Below are 15,793 nucleotides of genomic sequence, written 5' to 3'. Positions count from 1 at the left end.
CAATCATTTTATTCCCTATCATTGTAACGATAAACCTAAAAGAAAATTATAATGAAAAAAATTTTATGCATACTGGCATTTTCCTCGTTGCTGCTAACTTCATGTTCGTCAAGCGATGATGATTCATCAACTACGAATGAAAGCGATGTATTGGTAAGAAAAAGCGTTGAAACCTATGCCAATGACGGTTCTGTAGTCACAACCAATTATACTTACAATGGGAGGAAAGCCGTAAAATCTGAAGATTCAGACGGTTATTATGAAACCTATACCTATACAGGTGATTTGCTAACCCAAATCAAATATTATAACCCAGATGATGAACTTGAGCAAACGGAAACGTTTACCTATAATGGCAGTAATCAGGTTACGTCTTATGTAAGAGCAGAAATAATGGACGATATTGGATATAAGGAAACTTATGTTTATAATGGAAATGGTACTGTAACTTCATCAAACTATTCAGGAGATGCAACTACACAAACAGATGATGTAGGTTCAAGCACCATTCATTTTTCAGGAAGTGAAGTAAGTTTGATAGAAATGGATTTAGGAGCTTTTATTACAACTCGTACTTATACCTATGACACCAAGAACGAGCCTTTTATGAATGTAACCGGTTTTGACAAAATTGCATTTGTGGATTCAGAAGCTATTGGGATTCACCACAACATCCTGACAGACAGTTATACTGATTTTTCCGGAAATATTATAACTACAAGTACCTATACTTATAACTCAATGAATTTCCCAACATCTGTTTCTGAGATTGAAGGTACAGATGCTTCATCGGAGATTACTACTGTGTATACTTATAATTAATTTGTATTCAAACAATAAAAAACCCGTCTCGAAATAACGAGACGGGTTTTTTTTATGACTCTTCTGTTACTGTAACAGCGGTTTTGCGGTTGGCAAATTTTTGCTGCAAAGCAAAAAGGCTATATCCAATAGGTGCTAAAGGTGTAAAGAAAGCAAGCGTAGAAGTAAGGACATAAATTCCGGTCGAAAATATCGATTCCCTTCTGATCTTAATTATTTCATGCGAAACATCAGAGCTTGTCAAATTATGTTTCGGGTTGAAGGCATACGCATATATTTTGTAATTGAAATAAGTGGCAATGGCATAATTCATATTGTAAATCAGCAACGGGAAAGGAGCAGGCTCATTTTCGAATACAAAGGCTGTTGAAAACGGAAGGAAAGCGATTGAAAGCAGCAAACTCAAATTGAGGTTTATAAATTTCTTGTCACAACCTACCAAATGCTTCATCAGGTCGTGATGGCGGTACCAAAACAACCCAATCAGGTAGAAACTCAACACCGTTCCGATAATTGTCGGGCTCATGATTAGGAAAGCATTCAGGCCTTGTAAAAAGGTACTTCCGTGTTCCAGATGCGGAGGTTTTATTTCGATAATCATCAGTGTAATTGCAATCGCAAACACTGCGTCGCTAAAAAGGAGTATGCGTTCTAATTGGAATTTCATGGCTGTAGTTTAAAAGGTTGTAGTCAAAAATAGTAAAATTATCTTTTATTCATTAGGATAGAGTACTGGTATAATTATTGTTAATGAAAAGCCAAAATTCATTTGCCAAAACGAAGCTTAACTAGACCAAAACCAGATTACTATGAAAAAAATTACTTGTTTGCTGTTCCTGACCCTATTGTTCTTAAGTTCTTGTTCCTCAGATACTACTACATCAGCACCTCAGGATGATGTATTGGTAAATGAAGTTTGGTCAGATAGTGATACCGATCCTATTCATTTCATCTACGATGGGAAAAAAATCGTTAGTGCCAGCCATCCTTATGAAGACAGGTATTATACTTATACAGGTGACCTGATTACAAAAATCCAAACTTTTGGTAATGGTAATGGTCTGCCTTATGGGTTAAGGACGGAAGATATTTTCACCTATGATACAAACGGAAGGTTGATTGAGCATATTTTTAAATTTACTCCCGATGCCATTAATATCATTGATGTTATTACAACAACTTTTGTTTACAACTCCGCTAATACGGTTTCAACTACAAAAATGCATGAGTATACAGACGTAGGAATTACCCGGCTTGAAGAAACAAGGATAATTCATTTATCAGGAACGAGGATAGCCAGTGAAGATATTTCGTTATATGATGCAGGAGGAAATCTTGGCTATAGTTACACGATTAACTACAATTATGATACTAAAAATAATCCCTTTAAGAATGTGATAGGTTACAATCAGATTTTTTTAGCCGAAGAATGTGTATTTAGTTTTGATCAACTACGTCATTTACATAATATTATATCCACTCAGGAAATTAACGGTAGTAATGCGATAACCGTGACTTATACCTATAACGACCTGGATTTTCCTTTAACGGCTGCAGAAAGTTATGTTTCGGAACCAGGCCTTCCGCCGACCATGACACATTATCTTTATTACTAAGCGAATACGATGAAAACCTCTCAATAAAGAGAGGTTTTTTTTATGTTTCGGATTTATTTTTCTTCCTCTTCCATCAAATCGCTCAAATGCAGTCGAAGTGCCGTGACCGAAATACTGATTTCCCAAAAGGAAATCCCAAGTGAAATCAACAACGTAAACAGGCTTGCTCCAAAAAGGTAAATGCCCATCACTTCCTGTTCCAGAAACAACGACAGCATCGCAAACACCGAAAGGAAGAGGCACAAAACACCAAAAAGCTGCATATACCGAATCAACGATAACCTTAAATTAAGATTTTTGATTTGGAGTAAAATGCTCTTGGTATGATTCTCATCGTAATGTTTTTTCAGGCTGCGCACGATTTGGGCGATCGTCAGGAAACGATTGGTATACGCCAGCAAAATCAATGATGTTGCAGAAAATAGCAGTGCCGGAGTTTCGATGTGGAGTGTCATGGTAAAAAGAATTACTTGGTTCCGCAGTTTTCGTCGAATAAATCGACTATGACACCCAAACCTTCGTTTTTGAGTCTTTCTTTGGTGATTAAAGGCAGTACATTTGGACAGTCGTCTTCAAAATGATAGCCTAAAATTTTCATGACAGTAGGATAGTAGCTTACATCCACTCCTAATCCATATTCATTTATCGGAACCAAAATCAGCGCGAAATTCTTTTCAAGACGGTGTAAATACAGCATTCTTCCCGACGACGATGACGATTGTCCTGCTGCGCCCATCACGCCATAGGAAGTATAATAAGCAGAAACCAATTCTATTTTCTTTCCAACCTTTTCAACCCGAACCCATGATTTTTTGGTATCGATTTTATAATTCTTTCCCGAAAACAATCTTCCCGAAGCAAGGTAAATCGATATAAAATTAAAGGTGACATTTTTGTCATTTACAATATCAAACCCGGCAATTTCATCAATGCTCAGTTTTTCGGTCTTGCCGTTTTCCTCGCTCCTGAATTTTAGTTTTTGTTCAGTCGGATTATCGGGCAGCTCGATGAAACCATTTTTGGTAGTGCCGTCATTGTAATTTACAACGCCTTTGTAATATTTGGCAAATGACAAAAAAGGAATGAGGATAAAAAGAAAGAATGCTTTTTTCATTTTTTATTTATTTAGCTAGGCTAATATATAAAAAAACCCGCAAGTTTGACTTGCAGGTTTTTTCCTTTTATCCAATACTAACTAATCTTATTTGATAAGCTCAAAACTACGCTTTACAAAAGCCGTAAGTTCTTCACCTTTTAAGAGTCCTTGTGAAATTTTGGCCAAATCCAGAGCTTGTTTTACCAAACCTTCCTGAACAGATTTATCCGAAGTAGTCAAAATGGTTGTAGCCAATTCGGAGTTGGTGTTTACCACCAAATTATACATTTCTGGGAAGTTGCCCATTCCGAACATTCCACCACCGCCAGTCTGGCTCATTTCCTTCATACGGCGCATAAATTCGGGCTGTGTGATGATGAATGGCGCTGCGGAACTGTCCATGGCTTCCAATTGAACCGAATAGTTTGCTTTGGGTATAATTTCCTCCACAACCGTTTTCAATTGGGTTGATTCCTCTTCAGAAAGCTTGGAAATCTGGGTTTCCTCTTTTTGAATCAGTTTGTCTATGTGATCCGAGTCTACACGAACGAAAGCAAGGTTATCATTGTCGCTTTCCAATTTCTGGATTAAGTGCGAAACGATAGGCGAATCCAACAATAAAACTTCATATCCTTTTTCTTTTGCGATTTCGATATAGCTGTGCTGTGCTTCCTTATTCGATGCATACAATACAACCGTTTTTCCGTTTTTGTCGGTTTGGTTTGCAGCAATGGCTTCTTTCAATTCAGCCAAAGTGTAATATTTGCCATCAACAGAAGGATACAAAACAAAATCTCCTGCCTTTTCATAGAATTTAGGCTCCGACAACATTCCGTATTCCAATACGATTTTGATATCGTTCCATTTTTTTTCAAAATCTTCACGGTTTTCCGTGAATAGTGATTTCAGTTTGTCGGCGACTTTACGCGTGATATAATTCGATATTTTTTTCACATTATTATCAGCCTGTAGACCCGAACGCGAAACATTCAGAGGAATATCAGGCGAATCGATAACGCCTTTCAGCATCACCAAAAACTCGGGAACAATACCTTCTACATTATCGGTAACAAAAACCTGGTTTTGGTAAAGTTGGATTTTGTCTTTCTGCATCTGGATATCTGCAGACATTTTAGGGAAATATAAAATCCCGGTCAGGTTGAATGGATAATCCACATTCAGATGAATGTTGAATAATGGCTCCTCAAATTGCATAGGATATAATTCGTGGTAGAAATTTTTATAATCCTCATCAGTCAGATCTACCGGTTGTTTGGTCCACGCGGGATTTGGATTGTTGATGAAGTTATCCACTTCAACTTCTTCCATTTTTTCCTCTTCGCCAACGCCAAAAGCTTTTTGTTCCTTTTTGGTGCCAAATTTAATCGGAATCGGCATGAACTTGTTGTATTTGGTCAACAACTCATTGATTTTGTAATCTTCCAAAAACTCCAAAGAATCATCCGCAATGTGCAGGATGATCTCGGTTCCACGCTCAGTTTTGTCAGAAGGCTCCAAAGTAAATTCCGGGCTTCCGTCGCAGCTCCAATGCGCAGCTGGTTCGTCTTTGTAAGATTTTGTGATGATTTCCACTTTTGAAGCTACCATAAAGGCAGAATAGAAACCAAGGCCAAAGTGGCCAATGATACCGGAATCTTTGGCAGTATCCTTATATTTTTCAAGGAATTCCTCAGCACCGGAAAAAGCGATTTGGTTGATGTATTTCTCAACTTCCTCGGCCGTCATTCCCAAACCTTGGTCGATGATGTGCAATTTTTTACCTTCCTTGTCAGCTTTGATTTCGATGATCGGATTGCAATATTCTATTTTGGCATCACCAATGCTGGTCAGGTGTTTTAATTTTAAAGTTGCATCAGTTGCATTCGACACCAATTCACGCAAGAAAATTTCGTGGTCATTGTATAAAAACTTCTTTATCAGTGGAAAGATGTTCTCTACGGATACATTAATTTTTCCTGTTGTCATACTTATATTTTTTTAGTTTAAACGATTTTGAAAACAGAGTAGTCAAAACTGATACCAATCATTTGGTTTATGACAAATTGGCGTAGTAACAATTCTACATTAATTCTGAAACAATTCTACGATATATTGTAAGACCAAATGTTAAAATCGGCGTATATTTGCCTTATCTAATCATAAATTAAAAATCAGCATGAAAAAATTTGTTTTATTCTGTGCCCTGTCAGTTTTGATTTTATCCTGTAAATCAAAATCTGCTACAGCTACCAAGTTGGACTCCAAAACACAGGTAGCCATGAAAGGCAATTGGACAGTTACTTCTGTCACTTATCCCAATTCAAATGTTATCAAAGTCACTTCTTTTGATTTGGCCGATTCAAAATGTTTTGTTGGAAGTACATGGAAATTTATTTCAAACAATAACAAAGGAAATTTTTCCTTAAACAGTCCAAGTTGTACTGCTTATAGTACGCCAATAACCTGGTTTATTAATAAGGATGGGCAGTTTGTTATGAAAATCCTTGATGCTGCTAAAGCTAAGAAAGTCAAAGATGGTTATGTATTGAGAGTTGCTAATGTAACCGACAATTCTTTCCAGCTAATTGACCAGATTGACGTTGTTGGAAAAGCAACAGATGTAGTATACCAATTCAATAGAAATTAAATCTAACCATTATGAAAAATATAAAAATAGTTGCTTTAGCAAGTCTTTTCTTTTTAGGAAATATATTCACAAGCTGCGAGGCTGTAAAAAATACAAATAACACTCAGCGAGGTGCAGCCATTGGAGCTGTAGGTGGAGCTGTGTTAGGAGGAGTTTTAGGAAACAATCTTGGCAAAGGTGGAAAAGGAGCTCTTGGAGCTGTAATCGGAGGTGTTGTTGGTGGTGTTGCCGGTGGTGTTATTGGTAACAAAATGGACAAACAGGCACGTGAGATTGAAACTGCCGTTCCTGGTGCACAGGTTGAAAGAGTTGGAGAAGGAATCAAATTGACACTTGGTGAAAATGCGGTTCGTTTTGATACTAATAAATCAACACTGACTGCCGGAGCAAAAGCAAATTTGGATAAATTGGTTCCAATTTTCAATCAGTATCCAGATACCAATATCCAGATTTTTGGATATACCGATAGTACAGGTACAGCGGAATACAATTTAAAATTATCCGATCAAAGAGCTGCTACCGTTAGAAGTTATTTGAATGGAAAAGGAATAAAAAATTCAAGATTTACCACAACAGGTATGGGTATTGCCGATCCTATTGCTACCAACGACACTCCGGATGGAAGAAGCCAGAACCGTCGTGTAGAGTTCGCGATTACTGCAAACGAGAAAATGGTTGAGGATGCTCAAAAGCAGGCCAAACAATAATTCAATGCTATGAAAAAGGAAAAAAAGCTGTCTTGGGAAAGGCAGCTTTTTTTTTATCGAATTTGTTTTACTTCAAAAAATGTTTTCCCAAAATAGGAATCTATATTTACGCCGGCTTGATAGTTCTCGGCATAGATTTCAATGTAGTCTCCAACGCCAAGGGAAACAATACAGGTAATGTTCCTTGGTACAGGTCCAAGATTAGTATGGTTGGCTGAAGTTTGTTGGTAGAGTGCTCCGTTTTTATAAACACCAATGGAGTAGAACTGCAAATTACTTTGATTGTCGGTGTGAAACCCTGCATTAACCTCATAATAACCTGCTTTGGTAGCAGTGAATCTTCCGGCGCTAAACTCCGAATTCAAATCAAAAACTACAGTATTGAAATTTATTTTTTGCCAGCCGGTATTGGTAAGTGCCTGATTGGCACTAAGATTTGTCCTTGTTACCGACATCGTACTGTTGTCATTTGTCCAGGATGTGCTTCCTGCTCCATTGGTTTGTAAAACCTGTCCGGCATTTCCTCTTATTGTTGGTAGTGAAAAACCTGTTGTAGCAGGGTTTCCTATCTGAATGGTACCATTAGTCCTTACAATCCTGTTGTCAAACTCTCCATAAATCAGTGCATTGTTCACACTCGAATCTGACCCTGCAACCGGAGATGTTACTGTAGACATTTCAATATATAATTTATTGCTGCCCGTTTCATTGTATGCAGCCTGATTCCCGATAGCTACATTATAATTACCTGTTGCGTTTTGACGTAAGGCACCAAATCCTATTGCTGTGTTATTACTGGCATTGGCACTCGTAAGGGCATTTCTACCTATGGCAACGTTACTGTTTCCGGAACTGTTTGAATATAATGCGCCAACTCCTATTGCAGTATTGGTGCTTCCACCTTGATTTGAAAACATCGTTTGGTCACCAATGGCAACATTGAGTTGTCCTGTTGTGTTTGATGGCATCACATTGGTTCCAATGGCAGTATTCCTTATTCCTGTTCCTAATGCATTAAGCGAATTGGCTCCAAAAGAGGTATTTTTATTTCCACTGGCAATACTCGGGTTACCGATAAATCCGGATCTTACATTGAATCGTTTAAACACGATATCCACATCATCAGTAGTTCCAAGGAAATTGGTATTCGGAACGGTTCCTGAATTCCCGCTCAGCAGCCAGCCATTGGACGAGGTTGTCAACTGAACCCAAACCGATCCATTCCAGTAATAATAACCATTGGGTGAAAACCCGGAATTATAAATCAATAACGAAGTTACAGGTGATGCAATAGTGGTAACATCTGAAGTACTTGTTAAAGCAACTCTGGGAATTAAAAGCCCGCTGTTTGTTGACGTAATATCCAAGATAGATGAAGCATCAGGCACAGTGGTTCCGATACCGACCTGGGCATGCGATGAAGCGATTACCAATAGTAAAAGTGAGGCTATGTAGGTTTTCAATTTCATAAATCAATCTGATATACAGGACAAATGTATATCTAATTTAACAAATTCCTAAAAAAATACCTTCAAAATCCGCTAGTTATGGAGCTACAACGTTATAGTTATAAATAGTTTCCTAAATATATTTTTTAATTCATCTTAGAATGCTGAATTTTGTATTTCAATTTTTGTGATGCTAAAAGTCGGAAACATTTCATTTTCCTATCAGGAAAAACCAACCATCAATTCCCTTTCTTTTGAATTGGAAAAAGGTAGAAGCGTTGCTGTTATCGGTGAAAGCGGTTGTGGTAAAAGCACCTTGCTCAAACTGATTTATGGCCTCCATGATTTGGATGAAGGCCATATTTTTTGGAATGATAATGAAGTGCTTGGACCGAAGTTTAACCTTATTCCGGGAATGGATTTTATGAAATACCTGGCTCAGGATTTCGATTTGATGCCTTTTATAACCGTCGCCGAAAATGTAGGTAAATACCTTTCCAACATTTACCCTGAAAAGAAAAATCAGCGCATTTCCGAGCTTTTGGAAATTGTTGAAATGACCGAATACGCCAATATCAAAGCCAAAAATCTTAGTGGCGGGCAAATGCAGCGCGTAGCATTGGCAAGGGTTTTGGCGTTGGAACCCGAGGTTTTGTTATTGGACGAACCTTTCAGCCACATTGATAACTTCAGGAAAAACAGTTTGCGGAGAAAGTTGTTCGGTTATCTAAAAGAGCAACAGATTACCACCATTTTTGCGACGCATGACAGCTCTGATGTATTGTCTTTCGCAGATGCGGTTTTGGTTTTAAAAAATGGTAAAATCATTGAGGAAGGAAACCCAAAATCGATTTACGACAATCCAAAAACCAAATACACAGCCTCTCTTTTTGGTGATGTAAACGAACTCGAAATCGACGGTAAAACCGAATTTATTTATCCGCATCAGTTAGAGATTGTCGAAAAATCGAATCTCAATGTTGAAGTTGTAAATTCTTATTTCCTGGGGAATCATTATCTGATAGAAGCCAGCTATAATGGCAAATCAGTCTTTTTTGAAAACGAAAAACAAATCCCAATAGGTGAGAAAATCCATTTAAATAAAAAACCCTGAAATCATTTGACTTCAGGGTTTTCTGTTTAGTTTTTCAGGTATTTCTCCAGGAACTGATCCTGTTCCCAAAGCAGGTGGAAAATGTTTTCCTTGGCTACATAACTGTGTTGTTCTTTTGGCAATAATACTAACCTGACTGGCGCACCCAAATTTTTCAAAGCCTGGAAATAACGCTCCGATTGTAGTGTAAATGTCCCCGGATTGTTATCGGCATCACCATGCACCAAAAGCAAAGGTGTTTTCATTTTATCTGCATTCATGAATGGCGACATTTCATTGTAAATAGCCGGAACATCCCAGTAATTACGCTGCTCGCTTTGGAAACCAAACGGTGTTAAAGTCCGGTTATAGGCTCCACTTCGTGCAATTCCACAAGCAAAAAGATTGGAATGCGTCAACAAATTTGCTGTCATAAACGCCCCATACGAATGGCCTCCAATAGCACATTTTTTCCTGTTGATGTAACCCAATTTATCTACCGCGTCAATTGCGGCCGCAGCGTCATCCACCAATTGTGTCATGAAAGTGTCGTTGGGTTCGGTTGTTCCTTCGCCAATGATTGGGAACGAAGCATCGTCAAGCACTGCATAGCCTTTGGTTACCCAATAAACGAATGAACCATAATATGGGAATGTAAATTCATTCGGGTTTTTATTGCTTTGCCCTGCTGAGCTTTTATCCTTGAATTCTTCTGGGTAAGCCCAAATGAGCAATGGGAGTTTCTCCGTTTTTTTAGTCCTGTCGTAACCATCAGGTAAATATAAGGTTCCCGATAAATCGACACCGTCCTTACGTTTGTATTTGATTACTTCCTTGTACACATTTTTGATGCTTTCAAAAGGATTTTTGAATGCTGTAAGTTGGGTCAGCTTTTTAGATTTCAGGTTTCTGAAGTAGTAATTAGGGAATTCATTTTTGGATTGGATTTGTACCAAAACATCCCCTTTTTTAAAATCCTCAATCGATAATAAATCTTCTTTTTTGTCCTTGAATGTTGAGGTATAAAGACGCTTTGGTTTTAAGGTGCCCAAATTGAATTCATCAATAAAAGGAAACTGCCCGTCTTTGGTAAATCCGTCACCAATAAGGTAGGCATTATTGTTTTCTATAGCCAGGACATAACGGTTGTATTCATTTCTTTTGGTTTCAAAATTTCCTGGGTCGGAATAAATGTCCTGCGAATTCCGGTCAAAAATTATTTTGGAAGCCTGAGCAGGATTTGATGGATTAATCAAATAAGTTTTGGTGTTCCTCGTGTCATACCATTCATCTGAAACAACAGCAGTAGTTTCATTGCCCCAGGTCACACCCGAAAAACGTTGCTGGGTTTTTAGCAAGGAAACCGGATTAGTAGTAAATGGAGCGTCCCATGAAAAAACTTCATCCCTGTAATCGGCTTTTACAGCCTGGTCACCTTCGTCAAGTGCCACAACATAGGCCCAGGTAGCCGGTTTGTCACCTCTCCAGCCCAAGCTCCTTTTTCCTTTTCTGACCGATGAAAACCCTTTTGGGATTACCTCATTCAAAGGAACTTCATTTACAACTTTTATCTCTTTTCCTGTGAGGTCGTAAACTACGGTTTTCAAAGGGAAACGATTGTAAGGAACAATATAGGAAAATGGTTTTTGAACCGTAGTAGCCATTAAATAATTTCCGTCAGGGGAAAAGCTTGTGCCTGCATATAGGCTGCTTCCCAGAAAGAAATCCAATTTTCCGGAAAGATTGACTTTATATAATTCAGAAGTCATTAAGGTTTCAAAATTGGTTTCGTCAGTTTTGTTTTTCAACAAATCGGGATAAGTCCTGTTCTGCGATTTCGAACCATCACTTGTAGAAACCGTTGCCCCTTTTGGAAGGTCTTTTTTGCTGTCAATTAATGCAGGACGGTTTTTTAGCAGTGTACAGATTAATAAAGTTTCATTGTCTTTCATCCAGCTGTACGGAGTTCCGAAATTCGCATTCAGATTGGCTGCAGTAAGTTTTTTGGCGGAAGCCGAAGCCACATCAATTACCCATAATTCCACTCCGGTTGCAACGGTATTGGTAAAAGCGATTTTCTTTTCGTTAGGCGACCAGTTGATATACGTAATGTGTGCATTTTCAGGCAGGCCGCTGATTTGGGTTTCAGTCTTATCGGTGATTTTCCTAATTTTTAAGTTGGAGATATAATTCGCTGAACTCGAAATATTGGTAACCGGATTGATACGCAAACCTCCCAAACGCATTTCTTCCTGATTCAAATCGTCGAGCGATTTATAAGTAGGGCGATAGGAGAAAAGCATGTATTCCTTTTTGGAGTCCATACTTACATTTGGAGCCCTTTCATAATCGGCTAAAGCCAAAATGGTAGCAGAAGGTTTTTGATAGGTGAGGTTTTCCTGAGCGACAGCAATTGTTATCGAAAAGCAGAAAATCAGCAGGAGTAAAATACGTTTCATATAAAGTTGGTTTTTGGTTTTTAGTATGTCGGAAATAAATCGGACTTGTTACAAATTTATTAAATCCTAAAATAAAATCTTTCCATTCAAAAATGTTTAATTTTGTTTTTCGCATTTTGATAATTTAATAAAACACGATATGTATCAATCCAAAATATCAGGCTTAGGATTTTATGTTCCGGACAATGTTGTTACCAATGAAGACTTGTCAAAAATAATGGATACCAATGACGAATGGATTCAGGAAAGAACCGGAATACAACAGAGAAGGCACATTGTGCGGGGCCAGGATACGACACTATCTATGGGAGTTAAGGCGGCAAATATTGCCATCGAACGCTCAGGAGTGGTAAAGGATGACATTGATTTTATTGTGTTTGCCACCATTTCACCCGACTATTATTTCCCTGGTCCCGGAGTGGAACTGCAGAAAGAGTTAGGATTGAAAACCGTAGGTGCTTTGGACGTACGCAATCAGTGTTCGGGTTTTGTGTATGCCTTGTCTGTTGCAGATCAATTCATCAAAACCGGCATGTATAAAAATATCCTGGTTGTGGCTTCCGAAGTGCAGTCGCTGGGACTGGACATGACAACACGAGGCCGTGCCGTTTCTGTAATTTTTGGAGATGGGGCAGGAGCAGTCGTTGTTACCAGAAGCGATGACGGCAGCGGCATCCTTTCTACGCATTTGCATTCAGAAGGGGAGCATGCGAAGGAATTAGCGGTTTTGGCACCGGGAATGGGAGGAAGATGGGTGACTGATATTATTGCCGAAAACAATCCGGAAGACGAAAGTTATTTTCCGTACATGAACGGGCAGTTTGTGTTCAAGCATGCTGTAGTCCGTTTTAGTGAAGTGATTATGGAAGGTTTGCAGGCCAATAACCTGCAGGTTTCCGATATTGATATGCTGATTCCGCATCAGGCGAATTTGAGGATTTCACAGTTTATCCAAAAGAAATTTGGCTTGAATGATGACCAGGTTTTTAATAACATCCAGAAATACGGGAATACTACCGCGGCTTCGATTCCGATTGCGCTGACCGAAGCCTGGGAAGAAGGAAAAATCAAAAAAGGGGATACGGTGGTTTTGGCAGCTTTTGGCAGTGGATTTACCTGGGCAAGCGCGATTATTAAATGGTAACGTCGACTTTAGCCCCGATTACCTCACAAAATTTTATTTTTATAAGTGTTCGGTGAATGCTTCGCATTTGCAGCTAGCTACCATGTAGCGCGGAAAGCGGGTCAGGAAGTCTTAGAAAAATAGATGCTGTGCTCCTAAAACATAAAAATAAAAAAAGCCATCCTGCACAAGATGGCTTTTTTCGTCATAACTAAATTCAAATAAAACTCTTATAATAATCCGCCGCCGCTCTGCGTTTCGTTGTTGTCACGTTGTTTTCTTTGCACGGCGCTGTTTTTGGCACCTCCAAAAGTTAGGTTAAAGCCTAAATAAAATCCGCGGCTTTCCCAGTAAAATGCACCTTCCTGACGGTAAGGAATACTTCCGTCAAACGCAAAATGCATGGTGTTGAAAATATCATTTACCCTCGCAGTGATGCTTCCTTTGCCTTTTAGTACGGTGTAAGTCGAACCAAAATCGGTTTTGTACATTGGCTTTCTGACGAATTGCAATCCCAAATCCTTTCCACGGTACATTCCGAATAGGTTGAAACGCAATTTTTTTGTTGCCGTGAAGTTATTGTTCATACGAACGTTGAAGGTTGTTACATCGGCTTCGCCATATTCCTGAAGACCGGTGTTGGCATTCTCAACCGTTCCTTTTACTTTTTTGAAATAGGCATCCGAGCTGGCATTGATTGCCCACCATTTGGTAGCTTTCAGGTTTCCTGAAATTTCAACTCCGTAAGCGTTGTTGTTTTTGAAATTGTCGAATGAAATGATATCCTGGTTGATGTTTTCAGGGTTTTTGTAAAGTGTTCGGATGATTTCGTCATTGATATTTCGGTAGAAAACTCCGGCTGTCATGCTTCCAATTTTCAGGGTTCTGGTATAATTTACCTCAAACGAATTGGTGAATTGTGGTTTCAGATTTGGATTTCCCCTTGATTCCACCAATGGTGTTGTCCACTCACGGATAGGGCTTATCTGGCCTACGCTTGGACGGTCAACCCTTCTGGAGAAATTAAAATTCCAGGAATCCTTTTCATTGGCCTTGTAATTGAAAAACAACGATGGGTAAACAGAAAAGATATTGTCATTGAGCTTTTTATGATCATTGATGTTTTCTGTGGAATTGGTTGAAGTTACTACATTCGAAAAATCCCCATCAATATTGAAGTGCTCTAAACGTACTCCAAGCTGCGCGCTCCATTTTTTCCATTGCTTTCCGATATTGGAATACACCGAATGGATATTTCTTCGGAAAACAAAATTGGAATGTCCATCTCTTTCATAACCAGTGGTTTCGTCTGCATTTTCAAGTAAATCATTAGTGATTTTCTGGATTCTGCTTTCTGCACCCAATTCCAGTTTTATCGATTCCGTAATCGGGTTGACATAATCCAGGTTAAATTGTAAATAATCGATATCACGCGCAATGTCATTGGTCGTCAGTCTTTCTGAAGGCGCTGTGGTTGTAAAATCGTAATCGGTGGCTTCCGGATTGTTGGTTTTGGAATAATCCGCCTGGAATTCGATGTTTTCACCAGCTTTCTTGAAATTGTGCTTGTAAACAAAATCGTAAGTCTGAGTGTTGTTGTCGGTATTGGAATCAAAAAGCTGCTGAGAGTCGGGATTGGCCGGATCCAAATAATTGATTAAGGTTACACCGTTTCCACCGCCATAATTAAAATTCAGGTTGGTGTAAAACGAGAAGGTGTTGTTTTCGTTCGCCAAATAATCCATACCAACTTTTACCAAATGCGAAGTGTTCAGGTTATCGAATTCAAATCGCTGTTCGTTTTCCAAATTTGGACGCTCACTCGTGATGTTTCCGTGATTTTGGTTTTTCCCGTGATTCAAACCGTAATTGGTATAGAAATTTACTTTCCCAACTTTGTAATTTAGGTTCAATGAAGTATTTACTTTTGGTGTTTTCGAAAAGGTCACGCCCGAGTTCACACTTCCGTTAAAGCCTTCGTTCGCATTTTTGTTCAAAATGATATTGATGATTCCGCTCATTCCTTCCGGGTTGTATTTTGCCGAAGGATTGGTAATCAGTTCGATTTGTTTTATCGAAGAAGACGGAATTTGCTGTAACAACTGCGTCGCATCAATGTTGGATGGCTTTCCGTCGATGAGGATTCTCACGTTGGTGTTTCCCCTCATACTGATTTCCTTTGTCTGCGGGTCAATGCTCACGGTTGGAATATTGTTCATGATTTCGGAAGCCGTATTTCCTGAAGCAATCAAATCTTTCCCGATGTTGATTACCTTTCGGTCAATCTTCTGAACCATCGTTGAACGTTCGCTCACAATATCCACACCTTTAAGCTGAACCGCTTCTTCCTCGAGTGAAATTGTGTTTAAATTGATGTTTTTGTCAGCCGCTGTAAGGCTGATTGTTTTTGTTTCTTTCTTGTAACCCATGAACAGGATTTCCACAGTATAGTTATCCAGAGCTAAATTTTTAATGGCAAAATTTCCATTATCCTGTGTAATTCCTCCGGTAATTAACTTGTCATCTTTTTTGATGCTGATGTTAACGTAAGGAATGGGCTGTTTTGAATTCTTGTCGATTACTTTCCCCGAAACGCTTCCCGGATTGGCAACCGGTGCAGGATTTTGGGCCTGTACGAAAGTAATAGTGCTAAAAAAGCAAAGGAGTAAAATTTTAAGTCGCATGGTGAGATTGATGTTTGTATGGTTTTTTATTCTTAGACCCCAAAGCTAGCGATTTGTTACAAAATTTAACACAAAAAAACTCCTGATATTCTCAGGAG

General features: G+C 38.8%; 13 protein-coding genes. 6 read left to right on the top strand and 7 right to left on the bottom strand.

Translation table 11 applies throughout. The features are described 5' to 3' along the window. Positions 1–51 precede the first annotated feature (51 nt). Positions 52–822: a hypothetical protein gene (locus tag L1S31_RS11840; RefSeq protein WP_236464953.1), complete on the top strand. Its 771-nt coding sequence runs from the start codon at positions 52–54 to the stop codon at positions 820–822. Positions 823–874: 52 nt separating this feature from the next. Here the strand turns inward: L1S31_RS11840 and L1S31_RS11835 are convergent, their stop codons facing one another. Next, complete coding sequence (locus tag L1S31_RS11835) at positions 875–1,489, bottom strand: TMEM175 family protein (protein ID WP_236464952.1); 615 nt, start codon at positions 1,487–1,489, stop codon at positions 875–877. 142 nt (positions 1,490–1,631) lie between these two features. On the opposite strand from L1S31_RS11835, the gene L1S31_RS11830 reads away from it, so the two are divergent. Continuing rightward, a complete protein-coding gene (locus L1S31_RS11830; RefSeq protein ID WP_236464951.1) occupies positions 1,632–2,438 on the top strand; it encodes a hypothetical protein in 807 nt (268 codons plus the stop codon). Positions 2,439–2,491: 53 nt separating this feature from the next. Here L1S31_RS11830 and L1S31_RS11825 read toward each other — a convergent pair whose 3' ends face one another. The 3 genes from L1S31_RS11825 to htpG all read right to left on the bottom strand — a co-directional run bounded on the left by L1S31_RS11825 (position 2,492) and on the right by htpG (position 5,520). Further along, complete coding sequence (locus tag L1S31_RS11825; protein ID WP_236464950.1) at positions 2,492–2,893, bottom strand: DUF2721 domain-containing protein; 402 nt, start codon at positions 2,891–2,893, stop codon at positions 2,492–2,494. 11 nt (positions 2,894–2,904) lie between these two features. Beyond that, positions 2,905–3,552, bottom strand: a complete 648-nt coding sequence (locus L1S31_RS11820) for a hypothetical protein (RefSeq protein WP_236464949.1) — start codon at positions 3,550–3,552, stop codon at positions 2,905–2,907. An 87-nt stretch (positions 3,553–3,639) separates the two neighbouring features. Next, entirely contained in the window at positions 3,640–5,520 is a 1,881-nt protein-coding gene (gene htpG / locus L1S31_RS11815; protein ID WP_236464948.1) for a molecular chaperone HtpG, read from the bottom strand. A gap of 190 nt (positions 5,521–5,710) precedes the next feature. On the opposite strand from htpG, the gene L1S31_RS11810 reads away from it, so the two are divergent. Both L1S31_RS11810 and L1S31_RS11805 read left to right on the top strand, forming a co-directional pair. Beyond that, entirely contained in the window at positions 5,711–6,181 is a 471-nt protein-coding gene (locus L1S31_RS11810) for a lipocalin family protein (RefSeq protein WP_236464947.1), read from the top strand. A gap of 11 nt (positions 6,182–6,192) precedes the next feature. After that, positions 6,193–6,888: a YiaD family glycine zipper/OmpA-like lipoprotein gene (locus L1S31_RS11805; RefSeq protein WP_236464946.1), complete on the top strand. Its 696-nt coding sequence runs from the start codon at positions 6,193–6,195 to the stop codon at positions 6,886–6,888. A gap of 53 nt (positions 6,889–6,941) precedes the next feature. On the opposite strand, the gene L1S31_RS11800 is transcribed toward L1S31_RS11805, so the two are convergent. Further along, positions 6,942–8,357: a phage tail-like protein gene (locus L1S31_RS11800; RefSeq protein ID WP_236464945.1), complete on the bottom strand. Its 1,416-nt coding sequence runs from the start codon at positions 8,355–8,357 to the stop codon at positions 6,942–6,944. A gap of 169 nt (positions 8,358–8,526) precedes the next feature. On the opposite strand from L1S31_RS11800, the gene L1S31_RS11795 reads away from it, so the two are divergent. Further along, positions 8,527–9,450 (top strand): ABC transporter ATP-binding protein, encoded by a 924-nt coding sequence (locus L1S31_RS11795; RefSeq protein WP_236464944.1) that lies wholly within the window; start codon positions 8,527–8,529, stop codon positions 9,448–9,450. Positions 9,451–9,476: 26 nt separating this feature from the next. Here the strand turns inward: L1S31_RS11795 and L1S31_RS11790 are convergent, their stop codons facing one another. After that, a complete protein-coding gene (locus L1S31_RS11790; protein WP_236464943.1) occupies positions 9,477–11,888 on the bottom strand; it encodes an alpha/beta hydrolase family protein in 2,412 nt (803 codons plus the stop codon). A 139-nt stretch (positions 11,889–12,027) separates the two neighbouring features. On the opposite strand from L1S31_RS11790, the gene L1S31_RS11785 reads away from it, so the two are divergent. After that, complete coding sequence (locus L1S31_RS11785; protein ID WP_236464942.1) at positions 12,028–13,032, top strand: 3-oxoacyl-ACP synthase III family protein; 1,005 nt, start codon at positions 12,028–12,030, stop codon at positions 13,030–13,032. A gap of 209 nt (positions 13,033–13,241) precedes the next feature. Here the strand turns inward: L1S31_RS11785 and L1S31_RS11780 are convergent, their stop codons facing one another. Next, positions 13,242–15,695, bottom strand: coding sequence for a TonB-dependent receptor (locus L1S31_RS11780; RefSeq protein ID WP_236464941.1), 2,454 nt, complete (start codon positions 15,693–15,695; stop codon positions 13,242–13,244). Positions 15,696–15,793: the final 98 nt, after the last annotated feature.

It is taken from the genome of Flavobacterium wongokense, from assembly GCF_021608265.1.
Classification (GTDB): Bacteria; Bacteroidota; Bacteroidia; order Flavobacteriales; family Flavobacteriaceae; genus Flavobacterium; species Flavobacterium wongokense.
This window is presented reverse-complemented; position numbering and strand designations above follow the sequence as displayed.